The organism is Vibrio sp. 16, from assembly GCF_963681195.1.
GTDB lineage: Bacteria > Pseudomonadota > Gammaproteobacteria > Enterobacterales > Vibrionaceae > Vibrio > Vibrio sinaloensis_D.
Genome location: NZ_OY808997.1, coordinates 1,141,164 through 1,165,672 on the forward strand (window position 1 = coordinate 1,141,164; position 24,509 = coordinate 1,165,672).

A 24,509-nucleotide genomic window follows, 5' to 3' on the forward strand; every position below is an offset into this window, starting at 1 on the left:
TTCCATCCTTAGTTATTCAGTATCATCTTGTAAAACAAACGTCTCGAATCGCCCGTGCTCTCTCGCTCAACAACATATTGGACATGACCTTCTTTATTTGCATTGGGCGACAACTGAATGCTCCACAATGGGTTAATTTGATTTGGCACAATAGAGTAGCGCACATCCATGATTCGCATTGGATTGTTAGGATCCACAGCAAGGTATCCATTCGAAAAATGATCAAAACGACCAATATCAATGGCCTGCTGGGAACTCAAATCAAGCCAAGAGAAGTCTCGTGCGATATCGAGCTTCTGAACGGACTCACCTTGATAGACTTTTGTGTTCACTCCAGCTCTTATCGCGTCAATGTAGAACTCGTCGTCGGTTTCATACACGACTTTCCAAAGCAAAAGGTTAGCAAAGCTGGGTTTGGCTGCTAGCCGGATAGGAGAATGCTGGCGCTCGGTTGCTAACTGCCAGGCAACTTGCTCGACACGTTGTTTCTGAATGCCCCCTAATGAGAGGTAGACCAGCGCCCAAACGCAAGCGGCGCGTGCGAACACTGGGCTACGCCGCCATACAGCAAGGGCAACCAAGATTAAGACAGGCAACGTAAACATAGGATCCACAACAGAGACATTGCTCCAAGCAACACGCTGCTGACTCAGAGGCCAAAACAGCTGAGTGCCGTAACTTGTGCAAGCATCCAGCAAAGCGTGAGTCGAAAAACCTAAAGCACAATATAACCAACTTCGTCCAAATGACAGTCCAACTCTTCTTGCCAATAACGGATACAAAACAAGTGTGCAAAGCAAGCTGCCGATGGGAATGAATAGTAATGAGTGGGTAAACTGGCGATGGTATTGCAAATACAGTAGTGGGTCTTGAGAAGAACGGATCAGGACATCTAAATCTGGCGCCATTCCAGACAACATTCCTAAAACGCCAGCGACAATTACGTGCTGTTTTTTACCCACAGATTGGGGTAACGAAGCACCAATTAGGCCTTGTGTTAGTGGGTCCATCAAATCTACTCATCTATCGTGCGTAATACGCAAAAATCTCGCGACATATTCAGGCGTCATCTCTTCTCTCTCAAAGCATAGACGCGCAGCAGAGAATAGGTAAATAGAGGGATCTGAAGCCTTGCCCCAAACAGAGCGCATTAGCTAGGAAAAAAGCAATACAAAGGCTTGAAACCTCAACCTAAGATGGGGGCCAAAGAACAGAAGAGAAAGGATTGATGGAGTAAGCGACGAACTCGATGATTAGAACAGCGCAGTGGTACTGCGCTGCTCTATGTGCGGTTTCAATCTAAGCCAGCGTCATCTAAAGCGCTGTGAACTAAATAATAGACGCGTATGCTACTCAGTTAGCATTTGTTCATGAGAGGCGGACTCGTCAGCCGAATTAGAAAATGAATCTTTGAGTCTTTGAGTAAGCACTGGTAAATCATTGCGATAAAACCCAGCAGTGTAACCGTCCACTCGCGGAGGCAGCGACTGCACTAAGCTCATCAGGACGTTTTGAGTAAACTCCGCGGCATCTTCATCGCGACTCAATGAGGCCAAAACATCCACCTCTATTACATTGAGCAGATCACTGGTTAACTGCTCATAGTGAGCAACGTTCTCTGGCGTCACCGTCTGATAAACAAAATAGTAGTTTGCAATACGATATAACGCATCGCTCTCTTTCTGGGACAAACAGCCCGATTGAGTCAACGGCTTGAGGCTAGCCTTGAAGCGTTTTTTCAGCTTTTCAACTCGAGAGCTGAGTGATTTTTTCTCATTTTGCTCCTGAGCTTTCTTCTTGTTGTAGTGATAAAAATAGAACGTAATAAGTAAAAACATCGCAATCAGTAATGCGATAATGAGAAAGAAAGGCATAAGTAACTGATTCAAATAAGGCTATAGTTATTACAAGGTGAGAATTATAGGCAATCCACTCGAAGCAATCAAAAGCTCTTTGTATCTAATGATGTCTATTTCGCAACTTGATTTGAGCTTTGCTTTTATGGGACAGACTGGAGCGACACATGACAGTTAGGGAAATTTTGCTCGTTAACAACGTTCGCTGCTTTTTGATGTTTCGAAGCAGTTACTTTGCCCGTTTTTACTATCCGGTATTTACGCTCCTTTATTTGGACTACGGCCTCACTCTATCTCAGTTCGCTATGCTCAATGTGGTTTGGGCTGTGACCATCGTCATCGCCGAAGTTCCCTCTGGCGCGTTTGCCGATACCCTCGGGCGCAAAAAGCTTGTCGTCATATCTTCGTTGGTGATGTTCATCGAAATTGCCATGATCGCCTTTGTACCGACAGGAAACGCTACACTGGTGTTTTATGTCTTTCTGGTCAACCGAGTGCTGAGTGGACTGGCGATGGCACTGGCAAGCGGCGCAGATGAAGCCCTCGCGTATGACACATTAAAAGAGCAAGGCAAAGAAGATGCTTGGCCGCATGTCTTGCAACTGCAATTGCGTATTTCCGCTACGGTGGGGATCATTGTGACTTTGCTTGGTGCAGCAATGTATGACGTTAATTTTATGGCGGCTCTGTATGGATTTTTGGGATGGGATCAACCACAAAGCACCCAAGATATTATGCGAACGCCTGTCTACGCCACGTTGTTTGTTGCTTTAGTTGCGATTTATTCCGCTTATAGCATGAAAGAAGAACCGAAAACGTCACCGGAAACACATCACTCAACAAATTCAACATTGGCAAGTTTGAAGTTAACGCTAAATACCGGAAAGTGGGTCCTCTCTACACCTGTCGTGCTATTTGTACTGCTCTACTACAGCTTATTCGAGCATACGTCGCGCATGTTGTTGACAATGAATAGCCAGTACTATCTCGCGATTCATATCCCGATCATTTATTTTGGTTTAATTGGCGCAGGGATCAGCGTGTTGCAAATTCTACTTGCCGGCCAAAGCAGGAAACTAGCAGAACGCTGTGAGCCCAGAGTCTTCCTTGTAGGCGTGGGGTTACTGACTCTAGCCACTTACTATTTGATCAGTTTAGGCTGGCCAATTTTCGGCTTGCTCCCGGCACTTGCGTTGATCTTTCTGACAATGACGATGAATATCTTCATCAGCTACCATTTAAACAGAAACACCGAGTCACACAATCGTGCAACGGTTCTTAGCTTTAAAGGACTCATGTTCAACATTGGCTATGGAACAATCGGTATGCTATATGCCTACTACTACAAACTATTGTCAAAAAACTATTCCGAACAAGAGATTGAACAACACACCGCGTTTTTGGATTCACTCTCCGCTTTCACTTATTACTTCGCAGCTTTGTTTATCCTTGTGAGCGTCTTTTTCGTTATCAGAAACAATAAAGAGGCGATATTCAGATAGCGTCACCAAAACGCTCACAGGGCAGATTTTAGAGCGGAAAGGTACTATTTGCAGAAGGTATCGATATAAAGCGCTTCTACTTTATCTCTCGCCCATTGCGTTCGGCGAAGAAACTTAAGCGAAGACTTAATTGAAGGGTTGTTATAAAAACAGTTGATTTGGATTTCGGCGTCTAACCCTTCCCAACCATAGTGTTCTTGTAAGCGAACAAGAATTTTTTCTAAAGTCAGACCATGTAAGGGGTTATTGGGTTGTTCTTGGCTCATAACAGAGACTCCTGACGAACGGCTCTAAACCGCTATGGTAGCAGATTAGACCCGCTCTGTTCGACGTTTTATCTCAGATGAACTTTGCAATGCCCCACGGAAGAGGTCGTTTAGTCTGTAAACACGAGCTCTTTCTTTTTAGCAACAGAAACAACCTGTGTGCCGGCAATGAGATCATGAATACAGCGGCGATCCTTTCTGAAAATAAAGAGAATATTGATGATAATCAACAAACTCCCAATAGGGCCCAAAAAAGAAATGATAGCCAAAGGTAACCAACGTTTTAATATCAGCTTTGGCAGACCCACTCGCTGGTTTTCCATTGTGACAATGGCGATTTCGAACACGTTTTTTCCAATGCTTTGCCCATACTTATGGAGCAGATAGCCATGCAAAAGCAGATAGATTGCCCCCGAGTAGACTAATATTAGAAGCGAGAATAGGGGGGACCCATTCGCGTTTGCTAGATCCTCGGGGAGAGGATAGATATAAACGGGTACGACGAAAATAATAGTAATTAAACTATCTATCAACCAAGCCCAAAAACGCGACCAACGAGAGGCAAGGACCGTTTCGGGAGCCCCTATTTCATTATTTGTATCCGTTGTCTGCGCGCTATCCATTGCCTTACTCTGCCGACGTTAATTGACAGTCCAACGTCTTGCCACCATTGACTGATATCATTCGCATTTTATTCGCAGAGAGGAACTCTAAATCATCTAAGCTAGTATGTGAGTCTGGCACCTTGCGCTTAATTGCGTACGCGACAAAATTCGATTTCTGGTTGTTGGCGACAACCTCGTTACTTGATGACACCGACTTCAGCTGATGTCCTGAGATAGACCATTCTCCTGCTGATTTCACTGTCACCGAAACCGGTTCTTGTGACTTATCGATGACTTCTTCAAATTCAGCACTCATCGTAAAACGGCCATCGGAAAAGTAAGTCGCTGTAACAGTCGCATCTAAAGAATCATCCTGACACAGCCAACTTCCCAACAATTGTTCTTCACTGACATCTGGTAGTTGTTTGGGTTCGATTTCATTGGCGGCACAGCCACTTAAAGCAAGACTTACAAGTAAAAAAGAGACGTTTTTCATTATTTATAGACCTAACCTAACTACATAACTGAGCAATTCAGTGTTCATCACCCAGTTAATTCGATTTTATAATAATTAAGGCGAGATTTATAAGCCACACAAATAAAAAAGTAAATACATTTAGTGCCTATATAACAGAGACTTATATTGGGTTCAGAATAAACGTCCATTTGGTACTTTGCTTTCCAAACAGAGAGCTTTGCAGCGCCAAGAGCAATGTAAAATATGCCTATGTTCCGATAATCAAAAAACCGCACACATAATATGTTGAGGCCCAGCGTCTCCACCAAGATACTGTAACTGAGTATCTTCAAAACCAGCTTTTTGGTAACAAGAAAACGCGCGCGGGTTCTTGCAGTTGACGGTGAGATAAATCGAGTGATAGCTGGCGTAGTTTTCTTTTAAGTAAGCCAGTAGCGCAACAACAGCTTGCGTTCCAATTCCTTTGCCTTGGTAGTTTTTATCAACCGCAAATGCACGAAGCCCAATCGCGCCACTGGGACAAAACTCGTAGTTATCCGAATAGGCAACGTCTAGTTTAAAGAAACCGACTATATGTTCTTGGTGTTTAATCACGTGTAAATGCGTGGTTTCGCAGTCATCCAACAGAAATTCTTCTGCGGTACCAGCAAACTTGATCTGTTCTTGCGCGATTTCTACTTTCCTTACCTCTTCCTTTTGGTCGCAACTGAGTTTTTCGATTTTTATCATTTTGTTTTCCACATACATTTCATTAAAAGCCATTTAGACTCTTCATTCTTGGGGATCAACAGCGAACAGCCATGGATTCGCCTAGAGTTGAGATAATATGCGCAACCGCTAGCCACATCAAAAAGTGTCACTCAAATATTTAAGCTAACCCTAACAATCGTCGTTTTCACTGTTAGTCAATCAAATCCAATGTAAGTAGTAAACGGTGAGTGTTTTCTGAGGTCGTAGGCGAACGATGCACGATTCCAGCCCCTTCATTTCCTTGCCATAGCTCTCCTTTAAGCAAAGCCACATCTCCAATATTCAACTGCTGCACGTCATTCGATGCTCCATATAACCCTGATAGATCATCCGGCATACCTTGGTTCCCCGCCGCTAGACGCGAACGATCGACGCATTCATCCGCTAACCATTCTGTTGCAACACCATTGTAGGTTGTAACAAGTCGGACAGGCACTTTATCTACATGGAACCGAGGACACATTGCGCCATTGAGTGTTGTAAGCCTTAAACCAGCGCGTTCGACGTCAAATAAGCAGCAAAACATATCAACCAGACTGGCTATATCATCACCGATGATTTCGAGGCCTTCTACATCATCCAACAAGTCAGAAACTTGCTGCTTTGCGCTGCTTGGAGTGACAACAATAGATGCTCTCAGACTCGGTTTGTGAGCGACAACGAAATTGGCCGCCTCATGAAGTTCGTTGGCAATGCTACGGCGCCAAACGGCAATATTAACGTTTGGCTGGTAGACATGGCCGAGGGTGATGGGGCTATCCCCGATACTTGCAATTTTAAATGTGAGTGAATCACTAGAGGCGGCATTGCTCCCAAGTGACTCTACTTCGAATTGTCTGTCTTTTGTGCTTGTGCTCATAGGATACCTCCTTTTGATACAAACCAAATGTTATAACATAACAATTAATACAATTAAATGGGCATCATAGACTTAGTTAATGAGGAGAGGTTTGGGTAGATCAAGGTCGGGAAAAGCTTTAAATTTCTTCGATTAAGAAATCTTTGCCTATCAGATAAGATCAAAAAAGCGCGCTAAACCAGAGGTCTGCGCGCCAATTAATTTCACCGATTAAGTCGATTACTTACAGTAAACTCGAGCTTCGCGTGGAGTGTAAATACCAAGTGTCACAACCTCAAGAAGTCCGTTAACGAATGTTTTTTGAACTTCAACTTTTGCTACTTTGTCTGCACTACCACAGGTACCTGCTGCGTCTACTTCTTTCTTCTGAGCTAAACCGTCAATGAAAAAGTGATGTGATTGTGTGGTTGCCGGCTTAGACGTTTCTTCTTTTGACATAACAAATGTCTGCTGCGCACAACCAGTAGCCAAAACAGATAAGGCTGCGATAATCATTACTTTCTTCATTGTTCTCTCCAAATTCAATATCGATCTTGAACGCTAACCGCAAAGTTTTTAACGCTGCTTAGCGACGGAGAGGATTATTGCAAATTGTTCTGCGAGCGACTGTATGGGTTTGTCATTGAAATCATTACAAAACAGGGAACGTTAGTTTAAACTCTGCACCTTGTAATAACGCACTGCGCCCAACTTCCACTTTGCCATCATGTTGTTCACATATTTTATGAACAATCGACAAACCAAGCCCATGCCCACTTTTCGCCTTGTTCCGCGCTTTGCTTCCTACATAAAACGGTTCAAATAGGTTTGCAATGTGCTCTTCATCAACACCTGGTCCATCATCATGAACCGATACAGTGACCGCTTGCGCTTGCTTCTCAAACTCGATAAGGATCTTTTGATCGGCGAACTTCATCGCATTACGCACAACGTTGTCGAGTGCGCGTTTTAGCAATCTTTCATCGGCAAATACGGATACGTTGCTCGCAAACTGCTTGGGTTGGATCGAGAGTTCAAGTTGCGTCTCTTTATTCCAACGTACGTTACCTTTGCTTAACAGCTCGCCCACATCAACCGTCGTCTTAGTAAGCTCAAGACGATGGCTATCAAGCCGAGCGTAACAGAGCAACTCATCAACCATGGTTTCCATTTCTTCAGTATCTTCAACAATACTGTCGATTGTCTGCCTTTGCTCCTCATCCAAGTTGGTATCTTTGAGCAACTCTGCCTGCCATTGAATCCGAAACACTGGCGTGCGCAGTTCATGAGCCACAGCATTGGTCAGTGCCCTGTTGCTGTCGATTAGATTTTGGATGCGATCCGCCATATGGTTAAATGACTGGTTTAGTGAGCCAATTGCACGTCCTGATGCGGTCTCTGCACGAGCAGAAAGTTCACCTTGGGCGAAGCTAAGTGTTGCGGTTTCGAGCTTTTTCACCCGCCAAAAAATCACCAGCAGGTGACACAAGCTATACAAGATGAAGCTGGCAATAAAAAACATCCAGACAATATCATTTTGCAGGTCTGCATTTTGTCGAATGGGGTTTTCATCATCAGGGAGGTAGTGATAAGTCGCGTCTGAGCCTGCTAATTTAAACCACAGCTCTCGCTCTTCATCATGAAAGATAGGCATATCAAATCCGCCAGAAAAGTAATGCTTTACCTCGTCTGGCAAACTGTCGTTGGGCGTATAAATAAAGAGAGACAGCTTCGACAGCTGCGTAAACTCTTTCATGCTTTGCTGCGCCGCTTCTATGCCTTGCGCGTTGGCGATAGTTTGTAAAAGCTGTTGATGCGCAGCCGCTTCATAATCCTTTAGTAAATAGTCGTGGTCCGTCGTGATTTCGTACATGGTTATTTCATAGGCAAAAACGCCAATGAAAAAACAAGTCATCAATCCAAGTATGGATTCCAAGTACATCCTTCGCATCAAAATTCTCTTATTAAGGTCAGTTAAGCGATTGACTTCCAAGCACTTGAAACGAATAGGTACCCTTTTCCTCTCACAGTTTGAATTTTCACTGCTGGGTTGGAATCATCGCCAAGTAGCTTGCGTAAGCGAACGATTTTGTTATCAATCGTTCGGTCTAAGCCATCGTATTCAATACCACGCAACTCAAGCGTTAATTTGTCTCTTGATAGCGCCTCATCTGGGTAAGTGGCCAAAAACCACAACAAATCAAACTCACTGTCTGTCATGGCAATGTTTTGACCATCGAGTTCGCAGCGCTTGTACGTTTTTCTTAGCACTAAGTTGTCGAAATGACGCTCATTCTCGTTTGTTTCCAACTCGGGTTGCTCCATCCTGCGTAACAACGTCCTTATCCGAGCAAGCAACACTCGCGGCTTGATCGGTTTGGTCACGTAATCATCAGCACCTGTTTCTAAACCTGCCACATGATCGAAATCGTCATCACTGGCAGTGAGCATTAAGATCTTACCTTTGTAATGAGTACGCGTCTGTCGACAAATTGTAAGCCCGTCCATGACAGGCAACATCAAATCCAAAAGAACGACGTCAGGTTGGTTGTCGATGATATAGCGAGTTGCCGTTTCACCATCATCCAATGTATCTACAGCAAAACCTTGCGTTACAAAATAATCCTTAAGCATTCGTTGAAGTTTTAAATCATCTTCAACGATCAGCATTGAATGTTGTTTTATCGAGTTATTCATTAGCAAATGGTCTCGCTATATTTTATGGGATGTGAAATCCCGAACTGCTTGAATTAGCTGGCGCAATGAGGAGCGCAACCGCCATTTATTTTGTGAGCGTATTGTAACGGCATGCTCATACATTTCCATACATGAACACGACAGTCAGTGTCCATTTTTGAGAATAGAATTCCTCACATCAAACCTAAGGGGAAAAACAATGAAACATCTCAAATCTATTTTGTTAGCCGCGCCTTTACTTGTTCTAGCTGGCTGCAACTCTGGCTCAAGTTCTAATACAAATAACAACGTCGATAAAAACTCGAAAGTCACCAAACCTGCCGCGGACTATAAGTTTTCGCAAAAAGATGTAGATGCTTTGATGAGCGAGCGCGAAGTTATTTTTGACGCTTTACGTGTCACTTATGCGGGCACATCCTATGAAAACGTTCTGTTTGCTGAAAGCATGAGTGAAGAGATACTGGTGATTAAGCTCGCTGATGCAGACAAAAACACGATCGACTTAGTGCTGTCATCTGACGATGCGATGGATTGTATGATTTATCGTGCAAAAGAACCGGTCCAAGGCTTCAAATGTGACGAAACCAAACAGTCAACATCAGGAGAAAACACATTAATACAGTCGACAATCACTGGCTCATCGACGTCAATTCAAGTCGAATTTAACGTTGAGGCACCAGAGTTTCTCCCAAGCATTGGCTCTACTGTTTTAACCGCTACGCATGCTGACAGCAAAGTGGACATCGTGACCTCATTTGCGTTTAACGATCTTTATCGCGATGCGTTTAGCATGACCAGTGACAAAGAACGAATTCACTCGACGCTTGGAGCGACAACCTATCTACAACTCTCTGATATCGTGAAGAATTACTCAGGTACAGAGATGACATTCAAGTTCAACAACAACATTGGCGGAAGTGCGGACGACGACATTAACCTCTACACTGGTCTGATGATTCACGACAATAATATAACCACAATGGTAACGAAAACTGGTTCCGTGTTCTCGGGGGGAACTGACCTCTTTGCTGCGGGCAAGAAGCGTGTTCTACAGCGTAAGAATGCCATCGACGCGTTTGAAGGCAACAAGCAAGTGGGGGTCCACAGCTGGGCACAAGGCGATAAAGAGGCAAAAGCGTTCCCATTCACACACGAAAGCCACCGAAGACAAGCCACTTTCTTCAATAAAGTAATGGGTGATAAAGGGATTGATTTTTATCTCTTCACTTTAGATGCAGCACCTGCAGCTGGTGAACACTGGATCACGAAAGCGGACTCAGACAAGTACGGGTTTATTACTGAAATCCAATAAATCCCACCCACATTGTGATAACGTGCTGGCACCTTGTCGGCACGTTTTTTTAACCAGTAATCGACACTCCTCTCAAAGTCACCATGACGGGCCAGTTCAACCTTACATTCAATCTGCAACAGGTTGTTTTGCTTACCAAATAGTGACACCCTCAATCAATAATAAACCAGAAGGAGTCTCCCCCGAATATGGACATTATCTTCGTCAGACACGGCGTACCCGATTATGCATTAAGTGATGCCAGGCAAATGACCCAGCTAGAAAAAGACTACACGCCACTGGATAGAGCACATCTGCGCCCCATTCACGATTTACCTGAGCAGTTTAGCAAATTAAACCCCGACGCCATCCTCTCATCCCCTTACACGCGTGCTCTTCAAACGGCCGAAATCATAAACCGAAAGTTAAATTTAGAGTTATTCGTCGAACACGATTTACGCGAATGGAAAGCGGACAAATTGGGCGGGTACATATCACTGGAAGAAAGAGATCGCCGCTGGCTAGAATATCGAAACGCACTCAAACAGCGCGCCTGTCAACCCGAAAAGAGTTATGAATCTCACCAAGAATTAAGATCAAGGGTACTCAATGTGTTGGAAAGATACGCCCACTACTCTACGGTGGTTGTCGTATCTCATTTCAACGTATACGAGAGTTTGGTCGGTCATCAAGAAAACTCCATGCAATGCGCTGATTACCGATTGATGACACTGCGAGACTGCACCTAATTGCGAGTATGATATAAGACAGGCTGACACACAGCCTGTCATTTAGCGGCTTGTTAACAAGCTAAGCTTTCTTGACAAACTTCGCGGTAACCATCATTTCCCCGGCACCATCCACTTTGCAATCAAGCTCGTGATCTTTACCTTCAACGATGCGTCGCACAACAGCTTTCGTGCCGATTTTTAAGACCAGTGAACTGCCTTTTACTTTCAGATCTTTTGCCAAAGTGACTTTGTCCCCTTCCTCAAGTGCTGTGCCGTTGGCATCTTTAGCAATGAAAACACTTTCATCGACTTCTGTTGGGTTCCATTCATGAGCACATTCAGGGCAAACCAATTGACTTTGGTCTTGATAAACATATTGAGATTGGCAATTAGGGCAAGGAGGTAATGACATCGTTTTTCATTTAATCAAAGAATTGTACGGGCATGATAATGGCAGCTATGTAACCGAGTCAAAATCAATTGCCCGTTTATACTTTTCAACATCAAACTATTGTTGTTAACGTTGAAAAGGTGTGAGATCAATCTGCTCGATTTCACATACGGCTTGGACGGTAGGGTGATGGGATAACTTGCTCAAATACGCCGAGAGATGAGTATACGCCATCGGTGATCGTTTAGCGGGAAGTGACCACTCAGCCAACATAAACAAGAAGAAGTCACATGCCGACAAACGCTCACCGAGCAAATATTCATGAGTTTCCAACTGGGCATCAATAATTGCCAACGCGTCTGAAATACGTGCATCTTGAGCTTCAATGATACTTGGGATTGCCGTTTCATCCGTAGTGTGGCGATGGGGATAGTAACGGACCATCAGCTCAGCTTGCAGCGTGTTATTAAGAAACGCTAACCACTGAAAGAACAAAGGACGAAGCGGGTCACCGATGGCAGGCATTAACCTTGACTCTGGGTGCTGCTCACAAAGGTGGATGCAGATTGCAGGGCTTTCAAATATTGGTAGCCCTGAATCAACTAGAGTCGGGATTCTTCCCGCAGGATTGAGCTTTAAATACTCCGCCGATTTTTGCCCGTTGGACTTTTTATCCACCAGCACCAGTTCGTATTGAGCCCCCATGTGGTGAAGTAGAAAGTGTGGTGCCAAACTGGCGTTATTCGGATAGTAATAGAGAGTGTACATAGGTGATATCAATCCTTGTCTTTTTGGTCTCCTCGACCTGTTAAACCGTTATTTCGATTCGATTGCCATCTGGATCAAGTACAACGCTGCCAATACTGACCTTAATCCTATTGGTTGCTTTTACTCTTTATCTTGGGGCTCATTGACAAAAACTTTCTTCTTAAAATGAGGATTGTCTACCGAGACCTCGAGTTGCACGATACTGTCGAGTAAAACGTAGCTCGCTCCATTCAGCGTCTCCAGCAGCACGCATTCTTCCTTGTTATCATTGCGAACCGTATCAATGGCCGTGCCTTGAACCTTGTCTCCGGATTTTAAGGTCAGCACGACAGGGTAACGAAACATGCAAACTATCTCGATATAATCATAATCACTGCAACTGATCATTCTGCCCTCCTTAATTTCAGGCTAAAACATATACCCTAGCCAATCTACATGACCGGAAGGCCATGGTTTTTCTCTCATTGGTTTCACATAAAGTTCATCTAGTTCTTCAACCGCCACACCATAGTTTCGATGCTGATGAATTCTCAACCAAGACTGCGTAGCGGTAATCTGTTGGTAACCACTAGCCAAATAGAACTCTTTTAAGTCAGAGATAAGAATAACGAAATCAACTTGTTTGGTGCGCGCAAATTGCTCGACACTTTGCAACATTTGACGACCAATTCCTTGTCCCCTTGCGTTTTTCTCAACGCAAAAATCAATGACACCCAGAACTTTTAAGGGCTGCCCATCAACACTGATAACCCGATAATCTAACCCCATATAGCCAATCAACTCGCCACCTTTCATCTCAAGTACCCTTACATGGGGAAGCTGCTTCAAGTAAGACGATGTGGCTTGGTGTTCAACAAACGAATCATTTCTCAGTTGGCGGATAAGATGATGCTGTTCAGGTGTCACGTCCAACTCATGAATAAAGTCCATATCTATTCCTAATCGTTAATCGTTAAACTAGGAAATCAATAACTTTGTATGTTCCTAGTATTGTTTTTGAATTGAAGTGCGGGAAACATAATACAAAAAGTCGCAAAGCCAAGAACTTGTTGCCCATCAAGAAAAACAAAACGAGCACATTCACAAAAATGGAATTGATCAGTGAGCAATAATTCGCCATATTGATGTCAATGTTTCCCGAATAGTGCAAGGAACACATGGACTATTTTCTAGCGGTCGTGCTGTTTGCCATCTCTTCTTCAGTAACGCCTGGTCCAAACAATATTATGGTGATGGCATCGGGCGTCAATTTTGGAATTAAGAAGAGTTTACCTTTGCTGACTGGTATCTGCGTCGGCTTTTCAGTCATGCTGTTATTGGTTGGACTTGGGTTTTCTCAATTATTCGAACTCTTTCCTAGCTTACATTTCGTCATCAAGTGCACTGGCACTGCATACCTGCTTTACCTAGCCTTTCTGATTGCTCGCTCTACTGGTGATATAAAAGGTGAACAACAAGCGCAGCCTCTGTCATTTACTAAAGGGGCTCTCTTTCAATGGGTCAACGCCAAAGCATGGGTTGTTGCGACTGGTGCAATCGCCGCATTTACCAGTGTCGGAGCAGATTTTGTGGCGCAAAATACACTTATTGCCGCCACTTTTTTTGTCGTCTCTTTCCCTTGTGTCGGGGTTTGGCTCGCGTTTGGTTCTTTGCTTAAAAAATGGCTAAACAAGGCTGAACAACGTCAACGATTCAACTGGTTTATGTCTGCGTTGTTAGTTGTCTCTGTACTGCCAGTGATACGAGAAATTTTCCTTCACGTGTCGCCAATGAGTTGACGTACTTCTCTACCTGTAGAGTCTTACGAGCGCCTTCTGATAATACTCCGCATAGTCACATCACCCACCATGTACACTCACTTCTCGCCCGTGAGTTCTAAGATAAAACTGGCGCTCCCGAATATAGAGATAAAGAGGCAAACCTAATGAAACACCGACAGCCAATGTGCCCAAGATGGGATAGATCACTCCCTTAACTTGATTCGTTTTACTGTCTGTGGCGATGAAGGTTAACAAGCACAACGCAGCGACCACAACGTCTAGCCATGCAAATATACTGATGGGGTTCGCTGCCGCTTGCTCTAGCAACAAGCCAATATTCAAGCCGTTCTCCAACAACCACGGCAACAGTGCCCCATATGGGATGGCTATACCTAGCACACTGAACATCAAATATACATGTCTCATCAACACTCCTTGTTCACAATTGTTTTCAACGATTTTGCTTCCAATCGCTTCTCAATATCGCAAAAACAACCGTATCCCACCAACGCTGCTTAAAAAAGCGATTTTCTCTGAAATGAGCCTCCTGCTTCATTCCCAACGAGCGACAAAGTCGAATCGCCCCATGATTGAGACTGATTGTTTCCGCGTAAACACGGTGAATATCCAGCTCAGAAAAACCAAAATTAACGAGGGCATAAGCCGCTTCTCGAATAAGCCCCGCTCCTTGATAGTCACGAGATAAACCACACCCTATTGAGGCTTGGTTGTCATTTTCGACTCTCAAGCAGACCGTTCCGATAAACTGTCCATCAGCCTTGTGTTCAATCGCAAGTTGATAAGACGTTCTAGGATGCTCTTTCGCTTGGGCAACAAACAATTTGGTTAACTCTTGATACTTCGAAGGAGAACAATCCGCTTCACTGTAAAATCGCTGATACTTCTCATCCTGTGAGATAGCGACAAATGCAGCCTCATCGGTGTCCTGCATATCCCTGATAATCAAATGTTCCGTTTCTAGTCTAAACACTACTCTTCCCTGATATTTAATTTGCTGAGCTGTTCCCATGCGTATTCTCGCAACACGCGCGCATTGTCTGCAACCTTTGGGTCACCGCATTGCTCTCCTCGATAGTGAATGAGTGGGCTGGAATAAATAGGGATAATCCTCTCCTCGTAACTCATTACCGTACCTGCATTTGTGCATGTATAAGCTCTTGCATAGCGTTTTAACTTGTCATGAAACCTCTTCTCTACCGCAAGCTTCAACGTCCCTTCCATACTCGGGAAGGGCCAAGTATCTTTGTGCTGCGCCCAGGCGAGGTGACCAAACTCATGTTCTAATACGTGAACCTTTGCAACATCAGACAGCAATACACTTCGGCTACCGTCGTTGTTCAAGTCAGCGATTCCGGTTGTGCCATCATCGAATACTGTGTGTTCATCTCCAATGACGATGACATAGTAATGGTGTATATCTAAGTCGTGCTGAACCATTTTGTCTGCGCCAACCGCGTCGAGCAGTCGGTAGTAAATACCGTATTCGTCTTCCTGACCCGATAAATTGAGATCCACCGACACCATTGCGTCGAGTGTTCTACGCATCGGAATACAAGAATTATCGAGCACCTGATTCGCGTACTCGATCGCGGCGGTTAAGCGGTTTTGAAGTTTTGGAGTAAACGCACTCCGATCAACGTAAAAAGTGATGGTCGTATTCAATCGTTCAGTGATGTCGCATTTGGGAAGTTCGAGCTCGTCAAGCAAGAGCTCAGTTCTGTCAGGTCGGTAGGCGAACAAGAAAAGCATCGCTAAAACGCTCACAAATACCCATTTCGTTTTACTACTCATTTGAGATGATATCTGCCTTATGGGCTATGACTTGAATGTCTGCCCATTCCTATCCAAATCAATAGAGCCTCAAATAGAAGTGTGTTGATGTGGATTTAAATGAACAAATAGCCTCTGACTGAGGCTATTTGGTGTTTAGTGAGCTGTTAGGCTTTTTACCACCAAGACTTGAGCATCAAATAAAACTTCGTCTTGATGCGCATAAGATTTGGCAACATTCACCCACTGCAATCCCGTTTCATCAACGTGTTTAAACTCCACCTGCAAGGCATATCGCGAGCAACGCAACACTGCAAACAAAAAACCGAAGAGTGTCAACGCACCGGTTGTTGCTTGTAACCATAAGGGAGCAAGCATTATATCCGGCACCGCAAGCCATAAGCCTCCAGAGAATAAGGCAATCCAAAACACGATTTGTGCCAAATTATCAATCAAGGTTAATCGCTTTACTCGTATATCGTTGATTCGCTTGAGTGGGTAAGCATCTTTCCTAAACCTAAACTGACCTTCGTCAATAGAAAAGTCGCAACTCTTATACATGATGTGTTTCCTTTTACTGGTTAAAACGGTAAGAAAATCGAGTAAAAGATCTACACTGTCTGCTTAGAAGTTACCGACTCGACCCATTGAGATCGCCATTCAGGGGCTAGGTAGTTATCTGGCCAGAACTCGGTTTGTTTGACGATTTTTCCGTCTACAACCGTATGAAACGTAATGGCTCGGTCGATGCGACTTCCGTCGGTGACGGATACATCAGTTACGACCTGATTACCCTCGACTACGATTGTATTCAGAGTAAAACGCCACAAGCCTTCACTGGGGTATGCACTGTTTAGGGCGGCGAAGTTCTCTCGACCTTTAATCAGCTCATTCGACTGTGGCCAGTAGCATTCAAACTCATGCTCGCATAGCCATTCGCTTGCCGCTGTGAAATCATTCGTTTCCATCGCAGCCCAATACGCGAGTACCACCGCCTTCGAATCCATCTCGCTTTTCATTTGATAACCCTAACTGACTCAGCAACCTTATTATTGCCCGCACATATAACCATAATTCATATGAATATAACCAGCTAAAAATCAGAGTCACGGATCACACTTTTATCTCCTCCACCCAAAGCAAACGTTTGGCTAAACATCTGATTAAAAAAGGCTTGTTACTCAATTGTTCACAGATTGTCCATTTGCGACCCACCTCTAGCTATTTCCCTGTTTTTATTGAGAAAACAAATAGCCCTGGGTTGATTTAGCAAAATTCATGTTGCATCCTCTATTACGCAACTAATTTCAATAACAGAGTATTATTGATTGATATCAAACATTTAGGATAACACTATGCGAAGCAGACTTACGATTAAGCACAAGTTGGCCTTACCGATTGTGCTGTTGGCGGTCATCATTGCGATTACGACCTTGGTTAACGTACTTCAAGCCAATCAACAAGAATCGTTGAACGAGCAACTTAACAAGGATGTTCAGCCCGTCATGGAGGCCCTTGAAGACGGCTACCGCGATCTCTACCAAGTAATCACCGCTGCCCAAGGGTTGATGTTGGCAAAAAATCAGCAAGAGGTTGACTACAACATTGCTGAATTTAAAGACAACGCCTACAAAGCAGAGCCACGTCTAAGTCAGGTTCGCGAACTTATTAGCAAAGGCTACCTGCCTCAAAACCAACTTCGAGTCGCAGACCAACTCACCAAAGCAACAAATACTTGGATCAGTTTGTATGAACCAATGTTTAGCTCCCCAAGTAGCGCAAATGACTACTATGAAGCGAATCAAACTAAGCTGGACGCAGAGTTTCAAATCATACGCACCAACTTACGCTCGATCCGTTCGATGATTGATGAGGTTCAACTTGAGCTGCGTGCACAAGTTTCTGATTCCATCTCTTATAGTAAGTTTGTACTCGAGTTTGGTGCAGCGATCGCCGTTGTATTGGTCGTTCTTTCATTCTGGATCTCTCATCGACTCGTACTTGTACCAATTAAGAATATCGGGGTGGCGATGCAAGACATTGCCAGCGGAGATGGCGACTTATCGAAACGCATCGACGTGACCAGCAATGATGAACTGGGTAAGCTCGCCGAAGGATTCAACTCGTTTGTCAGCCGAATTCACTCAACGGTAGAGCAAGTCATTGTGTCATCGAATGCGGTTAGGGCTGAAATGGAGAACATTAAGTCGTTAACTCAATCCGTCGCTGAGTTCTCTGGCCAACAACAGCAAGAAAGTGAAATGGTCGCCACTGCGGTAAATGAGATGCAAGCAACCAGTCAGACGGTGGCATCGAATGCAGAGGAAGCAGCTCTAGCAAGCACCAAAGCCAATGGCGAAGCAACAAACACCGATAAGATCTTGTCGACAACGGTTGGCTCTATTGAAACATTGGCCAGTGAAATCGACAACGCGAGCCAAGTCATCCACAACCTTGATGCTGATGTCGGCAACATAGCCTCGATTCTTGATGTTATCCGTGGCATCGCTGAACAAACAAACTTGCTGGCGTTGAATGCTGCGATTGAAGCCGCTCGTGCAGGAGATCAAGGGCGTGGGTTTGCTGTGGTTGCGGATGAGGTTCGATCACTCGCGAGTAGAACACAGGAAAGCACCGGTGAGATTCAAGCTATGATTGAGAAGCTTCAAGAAGGCGCACGTCAAGCGGTGACGGTAATGGAAGCGAGTAAAGAAAGTGGTCAGCAGACAATTTCAAGTGCGGGCAGTGCATCGGACTCTTTGAAAGAAATTATGGCGTCAATATCGTTGATGAATGAGATGAACACACATATCGCCACCGCTGCAAGCGAGCAAAATAGCGTAAGTGAAGATGTGAACAACAATGTCGTTCGTATCCTAGACAACAGCAATCATATGGTAGAAATGGTAAGCAGTGCCGAAAACGCGTGTTTATCGCTTTCAGCCCAATGTGAAACGCTTGACAACTTAGTCGCTCAATTCAAAGTCTAAACCTACGCAAATCGGCTTATATAACATAAACCTCAGTGACTGCATTGTTCGTGTGGTCACTGTTTCCTTGCCAAGAACTCCCGCTTCTCCCCCACTACTCATGGCTCGATCGGGCTAAGCTCCAATATTGTGGTATTAAGTTCATCCATAAATGTAGGATGACGATCGAGGTATTCGTTGGAGATGTAAATACCGAAAGCCTTTTCCGCCTGCAAAATCACATCATAACTTGGGTTATCTTCAAAATGATGGTTAAACACTTCCTCAGCGACAAAGACGGCATCCACGGCTCCGTCGTCTAGCTTAGCAATCAATGAAACAATATTGTCTGCGGGGTCGATACGGTTGTATCCTGATGTCTTAAGCCACTTATCCGTATTGGTATTGAGTAAGCTAGCCACTCTAAACGCGGAATCAGGAGAGGCAGAGAAATCATGCTCGCTCCCTGTTAACATAACCCACACCCAACGATTAATCATGAGAGGAAGGGAAAAGACCGCGTGCTCATCTCTCTCTGCGTTTTTTGACGCCATAAAGAATCCATCAGAACGGCCTCTACGCAGCTCCGCCAGCGCACGACCATGGTTTGAACCCAATCTGATGCTGTATTTCACGCCCATGGTATCCAAAATTGCCGTCACTTTATCGATACCGATGCCTACCAATTGCCCATCTTGATCCATCGTTGTGTAAGGCGGGAAGTCAGGCAGGAAAAATCTGATCTCGTCTTGTCCATAAACAAGCGGACTCGACAAAAACAAAATCGTCGCTAGATACCGTCTAAATAGCTTGGCAAACATGAGAGCACCAATAATGAAACATATTAATGACTATAGGCTGATTTTGTCGCTATCCCCAAGTATGGAGTTGAAAAACCACACAAAAAGCCCTCTGAGTAAGAGGGCTAAGATAAATTGCGAACACGTAAAGCGTACAATGTAATGTTTTTTCTGTAAGCTGGCTAAACCACTACCTTAAGCTGCTTGCATTTTTAGCCGTTCAAAATGACGAGGAAATACATTTTTGATATGTCGCTGCTCTTCGACCATATTTTTAAAAGAAGGACCTTTTTTGAGCTGTACAATCACTTCATCGTTGTCAAAACGCAAAACAGCACCTTCGATAGACACTTCACAATCGTTGTGCAGTGAAAGTACACCTTTCATCGTCAACCCTTTATATAGGCTGCTCAAATTATGCATAAGTACACGAATACCACCCTCAGACACTTCTGTAACGTGGTACAGTTCTTGTGAAAAGCGAACGCTAGGCCGGCCCCGCTTTGGGTACTTAAGGCGATAAAATTTACGCTTTTGCTCCATGTCACTCATGATCGTGCTCCTTTAACCATAAGTCTCCAGCTATCTCATTAGTATAGCGCTTTACTCGTTAGCTACACGTTACCAGAGTTTAAAAATCAATTCACTACTCATAATTATCGACCATTGCTCCCTTATCTTTAGATAAAAGCGTTGAATATTAAACCCTTACCTAAACAACCCAACCATAAGTCATTGAAATTAAAGGCTTTAAATCTAAAGCAAATCACTTTACTTTTCAGTGTGTTGGACGTACATTCCGTTCACTTTCTTATCTGTGAGCAAGAGCATGTCTGAGCAACGTTTAGGCAATTGGATGGCCGCTATCTCGTTCTTTTTATGGGGGATTCTCCCTCTTTATTATCAATATTTGCCCAAGGCCGCGATGGATGAACTACTCGCCGTTCGTCTGTTGGCTTCCATTCCGTGCGGCTTCATTATCGTGCTTGCAGTCACAAAATCGTTACCAAACTGGAAAACGATTTGGGCAGACAAGTTTTCACTCAAGTTAACCTTCATTGGCAGCTTGATGATGTCTATTTCATGGACAGCTTTTACATGGGCGATGACTAACGACCGAGTGATTGATGCCAGTCTTGGCTTTTTTATCAGCCCATTAATGATGAGTGCGCTCGGTGTGTTCGTTTTAAAAGAAACACTATCGACAGGTAAAAAAGTCGCGCTTGTGTTGGCGTCTATCGGACTTAGCTACCAAGTTGTTCAATATGGTCAGTTGCCAATCATTGCGCTTATTATGGCGACCTTCTTCACTTTGTACGGCTGGTGTAAGAAACGTATTCGTTACGACTGGAGCACCTGCCTATTCATGGAAGCGGTTGTCATGCTTCCTCTTGCATTTGGCTATTTAGTTTACAAAGAACTGGCCGTTGGCACTCAAGTCTTACACATGGGGTGGGAAACATTCGCTCTCTATTTTGGCGCCGCACCAGCCACGCTCATCCCGTTAGTGTTCTATTCCATTGCAATTCGCTTAACGACCATGTCGACGGTTGGTCTCATGCAGTACATCGAACCGTCCATTCAATTCATGATCGCGGTATTTTTGTTCGGCGAGATCTTTGACGAAGTAAAGCTGGTCAGTTTCAGCTTTATCTGGGCTGGATTACTGTTCACGATTCTTGAATCGATACGAGGACGTTACCGTCTCAACAAGATATAAAAAATCCCCTTTCGGGGATTTTTTATTAAAGCTGAACGTCGAGCATTCCCTGCCACATCAAGCCAACTGCCAATAATGCCGCCACACTCAAAATACATGCGCCGACTCTCTCTTTGCCATTGAAAGGGTCAATCCCCTGCTCTCGCTTTGCTTGAATGTAAAAATACAGACCAGGAACATAGAGTACCGCGGACAGAAGTAAATAGTTCAAACCAGAGGCATACAGAAGCCACAATCCATAAATCGTTGCTCCAGCGCCTACTAAAAGCAAGCTGCCGCGGTTTTTCTCTTCGATGGCGATTTTCAGCACAAATGCCCCGACTAGGAAGTACGGTACCAAGATCATCTCTGACGCGATAATCAACAAGGTGTCGTAAGTACTGCCTGCAAACATCACCACAATGAGCGAAATCTGAATCCATACGTTAGTTAAGGTGAGTGGTTTTACTGGGCTTCCCGCTTGGTTCAGCTCACCATATCTTGATGGGAACATTTTTTCTTTCGCGCAAAGGTAAGGTGCTTCAGAAGCCAATACCGTCCAGCTTAAAAACGCACCACATACAGAAATCAGCAAACCGACGCTGATAATGTATTGCCCCCAAGGACCTAATATTTGCGTCAAAACCGTCGCCATGGAAGGGTTTTGATATGTTGCTAGCTCCGTAGGTTTCACTACGCCCATGGACAATAACGTGACAAACACATAAATCGCCAGCGCGGTCAGCAAGCCAAGGATGGTCGCTCGACCAATGTCTTTGCGGTTTCGAGCACGACTCGACACCACGACCGCCCCCTCAATACCAATAAAGACCCAAACAGTCACCAGCATAGTACTTTTCACTTGTGCTAGAAGATCATGCTGATCGCCAAAATGCACGCCCGTGAAGTCCAAAGTAAAGGTATCCCAGCTGAACGCGACAAACGCGCAAAACACAAAAATCAGTAAGGGGACCAGTTTAGCGTATGTGGTGACCATGTTGATCAAAGCAGCGGTTTGAACGCCACGAAGGACTAGAGCATGAACCAACCACAGCAAGCAAGAAGCACCAGCGACCGATACCCAGGTATTGCCCTGTCCGAAAATAACGTTATCTGGCGTATCGAAAAGCATGCCCAAGGTACTGAAAACAATCACCAGATAAGAGACGTTTGCCAGCATTGCACTGAGCCAGTAACCCCAAGCGGAACAAAAACCGACAAAGTCACCAAAGCCTTCTTTTGCATAGCCAAATACACCGCTATCGACATGAGGTCGATGGAACGCGAGTTTCTGGAAAGATAACGCTAAAAAAATCATACCTATGCCTGTGATTGTCCAGCCAATCATCACAGCGGCAGGGCTTGCGACAGACGCCATATTCTGGGGCAAGCTAAATACACCGGCACCGATCATTGAACCAATGACGATTGCGGTAAGCGAGCCCAAGCCAAGTTTATTATCCATTTTTATTATCCGAGGGAACAGGTTTCTCTATTTTGGGAAGACGCATTTTACGCCTAAAAAACGCTAAGAGGCAGATCAGGTGTGAGCGATATCGCATAGATTGGGAGTAAAACCGAACTTTCATTGTTACTGATCAATTCCGGCGCCGCATTATATGAATTTTACTCTGCCTTACAACTGTAATTTAAAAGAATAACACCAAATAACAGAAATATATGGAACATTTCACTAACATGCACACATTGGTTGAAATTATGAAAAGAATAAAAAGACATCATTAAGGTGACTAATTATCCACAAATCAACAGAAATAATGCGAAAAACTCTGAATTAATCAGCACAAGGTTTCAGATAGTCTAAACTGAAAGAAGCACTCAGTTACAGCCACTGAGTCTCCATTACTTCCTGTGTTGCGGCCGCTGTTTGGTGTCATTGTCAAAAATTACACTAACAACACGCGGTCTTTTTTTGCGCGCAATAAAGCGAAAGGGAAACGCTGGGCTTCCCTTTGTTTGAAATTAATGAGATCGCTCACCTGAATCGGGCGAGAGGTCAGTTGGTTTATATATGTCGGCTAACGTACGCTCTTTCACTTTTTTACTGCGTTTAACCGATGTGAAATCAGAATTTTCTTGAACACGGATCGCTTGCTCGTGCGCTTTTGCTGATTGAATAAACTCAGGATCGGAAAGCGCCTTTTGACGCAGGCGGTTTACTCGTTCAATGGTTTCCCAGATCATATGCCACCTCCTTTATCTGTTTATACATACAGTATAGTTAAGTTCTGTAGATCGTCAAATAATACTGTGTATAAAAACAGGTTATCAAAAACCAGAGAAGCGACCATTTGGTTTTGCCTATTCCAATAATTAGTAAAGCCGATTAGACCGTCTTGGCGCACTTTCATAGGATCACAACTATCCTGAACCAGATAGAAAAAAGTTATGAAAGCATTGGTTGTTGAAGGCGGAGCGATGCGTGGTATTTTTGCTGCGGGCGTCTTAGATCGCTTTATTGAAGAGGATTACTATGAGTTTGACTTTGCCATCGGAGTGTCTGCTGGGGCATCAAATCTTGTTGGTTATTTGTCTAAACAGCATGGCAGAAGCCAAAAAGTGATTTGTGAATTAGCGACTGATAGCGCGTTTTTCAATCCAAAGCGGTTCGTCAAAGGCGGAAATTTAGTGGATGTAAAATGGCTGGTTGCTGAATCGAATAAACGCTTTCCTCTTGATGATGCGGCGTTATTCTCAAACCTACCCCTGATTGCCACAACAACCAATATTGAAACAGGCAATGCGGAGTATTACCAAGTAAATACAGAGAACATCACTGCTGTTCTTGAAGCCACCAGCGCGCTGCCTATTGCTTATAAAGCAACACCATGCTTTTCTGGCGGCTGTTATACCGACGGCGGAGTGGCGGATTCCATTCCTGTTATCGAAGCCTATCGCCAAGGTGCAAACGAGATCACCGTCATTCTCTCTCATCCACTCAGCTATGAAATGCCACCTATGCGTCATTCATGGTTGATGGATAAACTATTGGCAAAGCAGCCAATGATCGCCAAAGCCATGGCACAAAGAGCTAGCCGTTATAACCAATCGCTTGAGTTCATCCGCAATCCACCGACTGGCGTCACGGTACGAGTGATCGCCCCCGATGATACATTTAACGTTAAACGATTGACCATGAATCACAACGTTTTAATGCGGGGCTATGAGATGGGTAAGAAAGAGGGAGCAAAACATATCGCGAGCCGCGAAGGACGATTTGGTTTAACCAAAGAGAACTGCCATTTTTGCTTTTAAGATCAAATTGCCAAGATCGCAAACAACGCGATCTTGGTAAA

The 24,509-nt window shown here is 44.3% G+C and carries 29 protein-coding genes and 1 pseudogene; 7 read left to right on the forward strand and 23 right to left on the reverse strand.

The window, feature by feature from the left end; translation table 11 throughout:
• Positions 1 to 8: 8 nt before the first annotated feature.
• The gene (locus U9J37_RS05015; protein ID WP_005472007.1) at positions 9 to 1,010 is read right to left on the reverse strand and encodes a metal-dependent hydrolase; all 1,002 of its coding nucleotides are present in this window, start codon (positions 1,008 to 1,010) and stop codon (positions 9 to 11) included.
• 339 nt (positions 1,011 to 1,349) lie between these two features.
• On the reverse strand, positions 1,350 to 1,874 hold the full coding sequence (locus U9J37_RS05020; RefSeq protein ID WP_005472139.1) for a hypothetical protein: 525 nt from the start codon (positions 1,872 to 1,874) through the stop codon (positions 1,350 to 1,352).
• A gap of 149 nt (positions 1,875 to 2,023) precedes the next feature.
• Here U9J37_RS05020 and U9J37_RS05025 point away from each other — a divergent pair, with 149 nt between their 5' ends.
• Positions 2,024 to 3,358 carry an MFS transporter gene (locus U9J37_RS05025; RefSeq protein ID WP_005472027.1) on the forward strand — a complete coding sequence of 445 codons (1,335 nt, stop codon included), beginning with the start codon at positions 2,024 to 2,026 and terminating at the stop codon, positions 3,356 to 3,358.
• Between the two features lie 44 nt (positions 3,359 to 3,402).
• On the opposite strand, the gene U9J37_RS05030 is transcribed toward U9J37_RS05025, so the two are convergent.
• The 8 genes and pseudogenes from U9J37_RS05030 to U9J37_RS05065 all read right to left on the reverse strand — a co-directional run bounded on the left by U9J37_RS05030 (position 3,403) and on the right by U9J37_RS05065 (position 8,980).
• Positions 3,403 to 3,624, reverse strand: a complete 222-nt coding sequence (locus tag U9J37_RS05030; protein WP_005472135.1) for a VF530 family protein — start codon at positions 3,622 to 3,624, stop codon at positions 3,403 to 3,405.
• Between the two features lie 110 nt (positions 3,625 to 3,734).
• A complete protein-coding gene (locus tag U9J37_RS05035; protein WP_043886868.1) occupies positions 3,735 to 4,247 on the reverse strand; it encodes an RDD family protein in 513 nt (170 codons plus the stop codon).
• Positions 4,248 to 4,251: 4 nt separating this feature from the next.
• Positions 4,252 to 4,725: a hypothetical protein gene (locus tag U9J37_RS05040; RefSeq protein ID WP_005472166.1), complete on the reverse strand. Its 474-nt coding sequence runs from the start codon at positions 4,723 to 4,725 to the stop codon at positions 4,252 to 4,254.
• A 243-nt stretch (positions 4,726 to 4,968) separates the two neighbouring features.
• The gene (locus U9J37_RS05045) at positions 4,969 to 5,436 is read right to left on the reverse strand and encodes a GNAT family N-acetyltransferase (protein WP_043886900.1); all 468 of its coding nucleotides are present in this window, start codon (positions 5,434 to 5,436) and stop codon (positions 4,969 to 4,971) included.
• A 172-nt stretch (positions 5,437 to 5,608) separates the two neighbouring features.
• A complete protein-coding gene (locus tag U9J37_RS05050; protein ID WP_005472112.1) occupies positions 5,609 to 6,316 on the reverse strand; it encodes a DUF1826 domain-containing protein in 708 nt (235 codons plus the stop codon).
• A gap of 219 nt (positions 6,317 to 6,535) precedes the next feature.
• The gene (locus U9J37_RS05055) at positions 6,536 to 6,823 is read right to left on the reverse strand and encodes a Bor family protein (RefSeq protein ID WP_005472082.1); all 288 of its coding nucleotides are present in this window, start codon (positions 6,821 to 6,823) and stop codon (positions 6,536 to 6,538) included.
• 48 nt (positions 6,824 to 6,871) lie between these two features.
• Positions 6,872 to 8,246, reverse strand: a pseudogene (locus U9J37_RS05060) (sensor histidine kinase).
• Positions 8,247 to 8,269: 23 nt separating this feature from the next.
• Entirely contained in the window at positions 8,270 to 8,980 is a 711-nt protein-coding gene (locus U9J37_RS05065; protein WP_043886901.1) for a response regulator, read from the reverse strand.
• 211 nt (positions 8,981 to 9,191) lie between these two features.
• Here U9J37_RS05065 and U9J37_RS05070 point away from each other — a divergent pair, with 211 nt between their 5' ends.
• Positions 9,192 to 10,304: a hypothetical protein gene (locus tag U9J37_RS05070; protein ID WP_005472061.1), complete on the forward strand. Its 1,113-nt coding sequence runs from the start codon at positions 9,192 to 9,194 to the stop codon at positions 10,302 to 10,304.
• 188 nt (positions 10,305 to 10,492) lie between these two features.
• Positions 10,493 to 11,032, forward strand: coding sequence for a histidine phosphatase family protein (locus U9J37_RS05075; protein WP_043886870.1), 540 nt, complete (start codon positions 10,493 to 10,495; stop codon positions 11,030 to 11,032).
• A gap of 61 nt (positions 11,033 to 11,093) precedes the next feature.
• Here U9J37_RS05075 and U9J37_RS05080 read toward each other — a convergent pair whose 3' ends face one another.
• The 4 genes from U9J37_RS05080 to U9J37_RS05095 all read right to left on the reverse strand — a co-directional run bounded on the left by U9J37_RS05080 (position 11,094) and on the right by U9J37_RS05095 (position 13,103).
• Positions 11,094 to 11,426: a zinc ribbon domain-containing protein YjdM gene (locus tag U9J37_RS05080; RefSeq protein WP_005472149.1), complete on the reverse strand. Its 333-nt coding sequence runs from the start codon at positions 11,424 to 11,426 to the stop codon at positions 11,094 to 11,096.
• A 105-nt stretch (positions 11,427 to 11,531) separates the two neighbouring features.
• Positions 11,532 to 12,173, reverse strand: a complete 642-nt coding sequence (locus tag U9J37_RS05085; protein WP_005471941.1) for a glutathione S-transferase family protein — start codon at positions 12,171 to 12,173, stop codon at positions 11,532 to 11,534.
• Between the two features lie 120 nt (positions 12,174 to 12,293).
• Positions 12,294 to 12,560, reverse strand: a complete 267-nt coding sequence (locus U9J37_RS05090; protein ID WP_043886871.1) for a Rho-binding antiterminator — start codon at positions 12,558 to 12,560, stop codon at positions 12,294 to 12,296.
• Positions 12,561 to 12,581: 21 nt separating this feature from the next.
• A complete protein-coding gene (locus tag U9J37_RS05095) occupies positions 12,582 to 13,103 on the reverse strand; it encodes a GNAT family N-acetyltransferase (protein ID WP_322413928.1) in 522 nt (173 codons plus the stop codon).
• Positions 13,104 to 13,330: 227 nt separating this feature from the next.
• On the opposite strand from U9J37_RS05095, the gene U9J37_RS05100 reads away from it, so the two are divergent.
• The gene (locus U9J37_RS05100) at positions 13,331 to 13,951 is read left to right on the forward strand and encodes a LysE family translocator (RefSeq protein WP_005472127.1); all 621 of its coding nucleotides are present in this window, start codon (positions 13,331 to 13,333) and stop codon (positions 13,949 to 13,951) included.
• Between the two features lie 60 nt (positions 13,952 to 14,011).
• Here the strand turns inward: U9J37_RS05100 and U9J37_RS05105 are convergent, their stop codons facing one another.
• The 5 genes from U9J37_RS05105 to U9J37_RS05125 form a co-directional block, all read right to left on the reverse strand.
• Entirely contained in the window at positions 14,012 to 14,359 is a 348-nt protein-coding gene (locus tag U9J37_RS05105; RefSeq protein WP_043886872.1) for a DUF2834 domain-containing protein, read from the reverse strand.
• A gap of 25 nt (positions 14,360 to 14,384) precedes the next feature.
• Positions 14,385 to 14,924: a GNAT family N-acetyltransferase gene (locus tag U9J37_RS05110; RefSeq protein ID WP_043886873.1), complete on the reverse strand. Its 540-nt coding sequence runs from the start codon at positions 14,922 to 14,924 to the stop codon at positions 14,385 to 14,387.
• Positions 14,924 to 15,745, reverse strand: a complete 822-nt coding sequence (locus tag U9J37_RS05115) for a hypothetical protein (RefSeq protein ID WP_005472011.1) — start codon at positions 15,743 to 15,745, stop codon at positions 14,924 to 14,926. The genes U9J37_RS05110 and U9J37_RS05115 overlap by 1 nt, the downstream gene beginning before the upstream one ends.
• A 135-nt stretch (positions 15,746 to 15,880) precedes the next feature.
• Complete coding sequence (locus U9J37_RS05120) at positions 15,881 to 16,285, reverse strand: hypothetical protein (protein ID WP_043886874.1); 405 nt, start codon at positions 16,283 to 16,285, stop codon at positions 15,881 to 15,883.
• Positions 16,286 to 16,335: 50 nt separating this feature from the next.
• Positions 16,336 to 16,731 carry a nuclear transport factor 2 family protein gene (locus tag U9J37_RS05125; protein ID WP_043886875.1) on the reverse strand — a complete coding sequence of 132 codons (396 nt, stop codon included), beginning with the start codon at positions 16,729 to 16,731 and terminating at the stop codon, positions 16,336 to 16,338.
• Between the two features lie 348 nt (positions 16,732 to 17,079).
• On the opposite strand from U9J37_RS05125, the gene U9J37_RS05130 reads away from it, so the two are divergent.
• Positions 17,080 to 18,714, forward strand: coding sequence for a methyl-accepting chemotaxis protein (locus U9J37_RS05130; RefSeq protein WP_043886876.1), 1,635 nt, complete (start codon positions 17,080 to 17,082; stop codon positions 18,712 to 18,714).
• A 98-nt stretch (positions 18,715 to 18,812) separates the two neighbouring features.
• Here the strand turns inward: U9J37_RS05130 and U9J37_RS05135 are convergent, their stop codons facing one another.
• Both U9J37_RS05135 and U9J37_RS05140 read right to left on the reverse strand, forming a co-directional pair.
• Entirely contained in the window at positions 18,813 to 19,514 is a 702-nt protein-coding gene (locus U9J37_RS05135; RefSeq protein ID WP_043886877.1) for a substrate-binding periplasmic protein, read from the reverse strand.
• Positions 19,515 to 19,688: 174 nt separating this feature from the next.
• The gene (locus U9J37_RS05140) at positions 19,689 to 20,045 is read right to left on the reverse strand and encodes a PilZ domain-containing protein (RefSeq protein ID WP_038134388.1); all 357 of its coding nucleotides are present in this window, start codon (positions 20,043 to 20,045) and stop codon (positions 19,689 to 19,691) included.
• Positions 20,046 to 20,322: 277 nt separating this feature from the next.
• On the opposite strand from U9J37_RS05140, the gene rarD reads away from it, so the two are divergent.
• On the forward strand, positions 20,323 to 21,213 hold the full coding sequence (gene rarD, locus U9J37_RS05145; RefSeq protein WP_005472150.1) for an EamA family transporter RarD: 891 nt from the start codon (positions 20,323 to 20,325) through the stop codon (positions 21,211 to 21,213).
• Between the two features lie 25 nt (positions 21,214 to 21,238).
• Here the strand turns inward: rarD and U9J37_RS05150 are convergent, their stop codons facing one another.
• Together U9J37_RS05150 and U9J37_RS05155 are read right to left on the reverse strand one after the other, a co-directional pair.
• Positions 21,239 to 22,657 carry a basic amino acid/polyamine antiporter gene (locus tag U9J37_RS05150; RefSeq protein ID WP_039482179.1) on the reverse strand — a complete coding sequence of 473 codons (1,419 nt, stop codon included), beginning with the start codon at positions 22,655 to 22,657 and terminating at the stop codon, positions 21,239 to 21,241.
• A gap of 518 nt (positions 22,658 to 23,175) precedes the next feature.
• Positions 23,176 to 23,397, reverse strand: a complete 222-nt coding sequence (locus U9J37_RS05155) for a hypothetical protein (RefSeq protein ID WP_038134384.1) — start codon at positions 23,395 to 23,397, stop codon at positions 23,176 to 23,178.
• A gap of 204 nt (positions 23,398 to 23,601) precedes the next feature.
• On the opposite strand from U9J37_RS05155, the gene U9J37_RS05160 reads away from it, so the two are divergent.
• Positions 23,602 to 24,468, forward strand: a complete 867-nt coding sequence (locus tag U9J37_RS05160; protein WP_005471959.1) for a patatin-like phospholipase family protein — start codon at positions 23,602 to 23,604, stop codon at positions 24,466 to 24,468.
• Positions 24,469 to 24,509 lie beyond the last annotated feature (41 nt).

Excerpts from the sequence above, each read along its gene's own strand:
- U9J37_RS05015 (WP_005472007.1), bottom strand. The coding sequence starts at position 1,010 with ATGGACCCACTAACACAAGGCCTAATTGGTGCTTCGTTACCCCAATCT.
- U9J37_RS05020 (WP_005472139.1), bottom strand. The coding sequence starts at position 1,874 with ATGCCTTTCTTTCTCATTATCGCATTACTGATTGCGATGTTTTTACTT.
- U9J37_RS05025 (WP_005472027.1), top strand. The coding sequence starts at position 2,024 with ATGACAGTTAGGGAAATTTTGCTCGTTAACAACGTTCGCTGCTTTTTG.
- U9J37_RS05030 (WP_005472135.1), bottom strand. The coding sequence starts at position 3,624 with ATGAGCCAAGAACAACCCAATAACCCCTTACATGGTCTGACTTTAGAA.
- U9J37_RS05035 (WP_043886868.1), bottom strand. The coding sequence starts at position 4,247 with ATGGATAGCGCGCAGACAACGGATACAAATAATGAAATAGGGGCTCCC.
- U9J37_RS05040 (WP_005472166.1), bottom strand. The coding sequence starts at position 4,725 with ATGAAAAACGTCTCTTTTTTACTTGTAAGTCTTGCTTTAAGTGGCTGT.
- U9J37_RS05045 (WP_043886900.1), bottom strand. The coding sequence starts at position 5,436 with ATGATAAAAATCGAAAAACTCAGTTGCGACCAAAAGGAAGAGGTAAGG.
- U9J37_RS05050 (WP_005472112.1), bottom strand. The coding sequence starts at position 6,316 with ATGAGCACAAGCACAAAAGACAGACAATTCGAAGTAGAGTCACTTGGG.
- U9J37_RS05055 (WP_005472082.1), bottom strand. The coding sequence starts at position 6,823 with ATGAAGAAAGTAATGATTATCGCAGCCTTATCTGTTTTGGCTACTGGT.
- U9J37_RS05070 (WP_005472061.1), top strand. The coding sequence starts at position 9,192 with ATGAAACATCTCAAATCTATTTTGTTAGCCGCGCCTTTACTTGTTCTA.
- U9J37_RS05075 (WP_043886870.1), top strand. The coding sequence starts at position 10,493 with ATGGACATTATCTTCGTCAGACACGGCGTACCCGATTATGCATTAAGT.
- U9J37_RS05080 (WP_005472149.1), bottom strand. The coding sequence starts at position 11,426 with ATGTCATTACCTCCTTGCCCTAATTGCCAATCTCAATATGTTTATCAA.
- U9J37_RS05085 (WP_005471941.1), bottom strand. The coding sequence starts at position 12,173 with ATGTACACTCTCTATTACTATCCGAATAACGCCAGTTTGGCACCACAC.
- U9J37_RS05090 (WP_043886871.1), bottom strand. The coding sequence starts at position 12,560 with ATGATCAGTTGCAGTGATTATGATTATATCGAGATAGTTTGCATGTTT.
- U9J37_RS05095 (WP_322413928.1), bottom strand. The coding sequence starts at position 13,103 with ATGGACTTTATTCATGAGTTGGACGTGACACCTGAACAGCATCATCTT.
- U9J37_RS05100 (WP_005472127.1), top strand. The coding sequence starts at position 13,331 with ATGGACTATTTTCTAGCGGTCGTGCTGTTTGCCATCTCTTCTTCAGTA.
- U9J37_RS05105 (WP_043886872.1), bottom strand. The coding sequence starts at position 14,359 with ATGAGACATGTATATTTGATGTTCAGTGTGCTAGGTATAGCCATCCCA.
- U9J37_RS05115 (WP_005472011.1), bottom strand. The coding sequence starts at position 15,745 with ATGAGTAGTAAAACGAAATGGGTATTTGTGAGCGTTTTAGCGATGCTT.
- U9J37_RS05120 (WP_043886874.1), bottom strand. The coding sequence starts at position 16,285 with ATGTATAAGAGTTGCGACTTTTCTATTGACGAAGGTCAGTTTAGGTTT.
- U9J37_RS05125 (WP_043886875.1), bottom strand. The coding sequence starts at position 16,731 with ATGGATTCGAAGGCGGTGGTACTCGCGTATTGGGCTGCGATGGAAACG.
- U9J37_RS05130 (WP_043886876.1), top strand. The coding sequence starts at position 17,080 with ATGCGAAGCAGACTTACGATTAAGCACAAGTTGGCCTTACCGATTGTG.
- U9J37_RS05135 (WP_043886877.1), bottom strand. The coding sequence starts at position 19,514 with ATGTTTGCCAAGCTATTTAGACGGTATCTAGCGACGATTTTGTTTTTG.
- U9J37_RS05140 (WP_038134388.1), bottom strand. The coding sequence starts at position 20,045 with ATGAGTGACATGGAGCAAAAGCGTAAATTTTATCGCCTTAAGTACCCA.
- rarD (WP_005472150.1), top strand. The coding sequence starts at position 20,323 with ATGTCTGAGCAACGTTTAGGCAATTGGATGGCCGCTATCTCGTTCTTT.
- U9J37_RS05150 (WP_039482179.1), bottom strand. The coding sequence starts at position 22,657 with ATGGATAATAAACTTGGCTTGGGCTCGCTTACCGCAATCGTCATTGGT.
- U9J37_RS05155 (WP_038134384.1), bottom strand. The coding sequence starts at position 23,397 with ATGATCTGGGAAACCATTGAACGAGTAAACCGCCTGCGTCAAAAGGCG.
- U9J37_RS05160 (WP_005471959.1), top strand. The coding sequence starts at position 23,602 with ATGAAAGCATTGGTTGTTGAAGGCGGAGCGATGCGTGGTATTTTTGCT.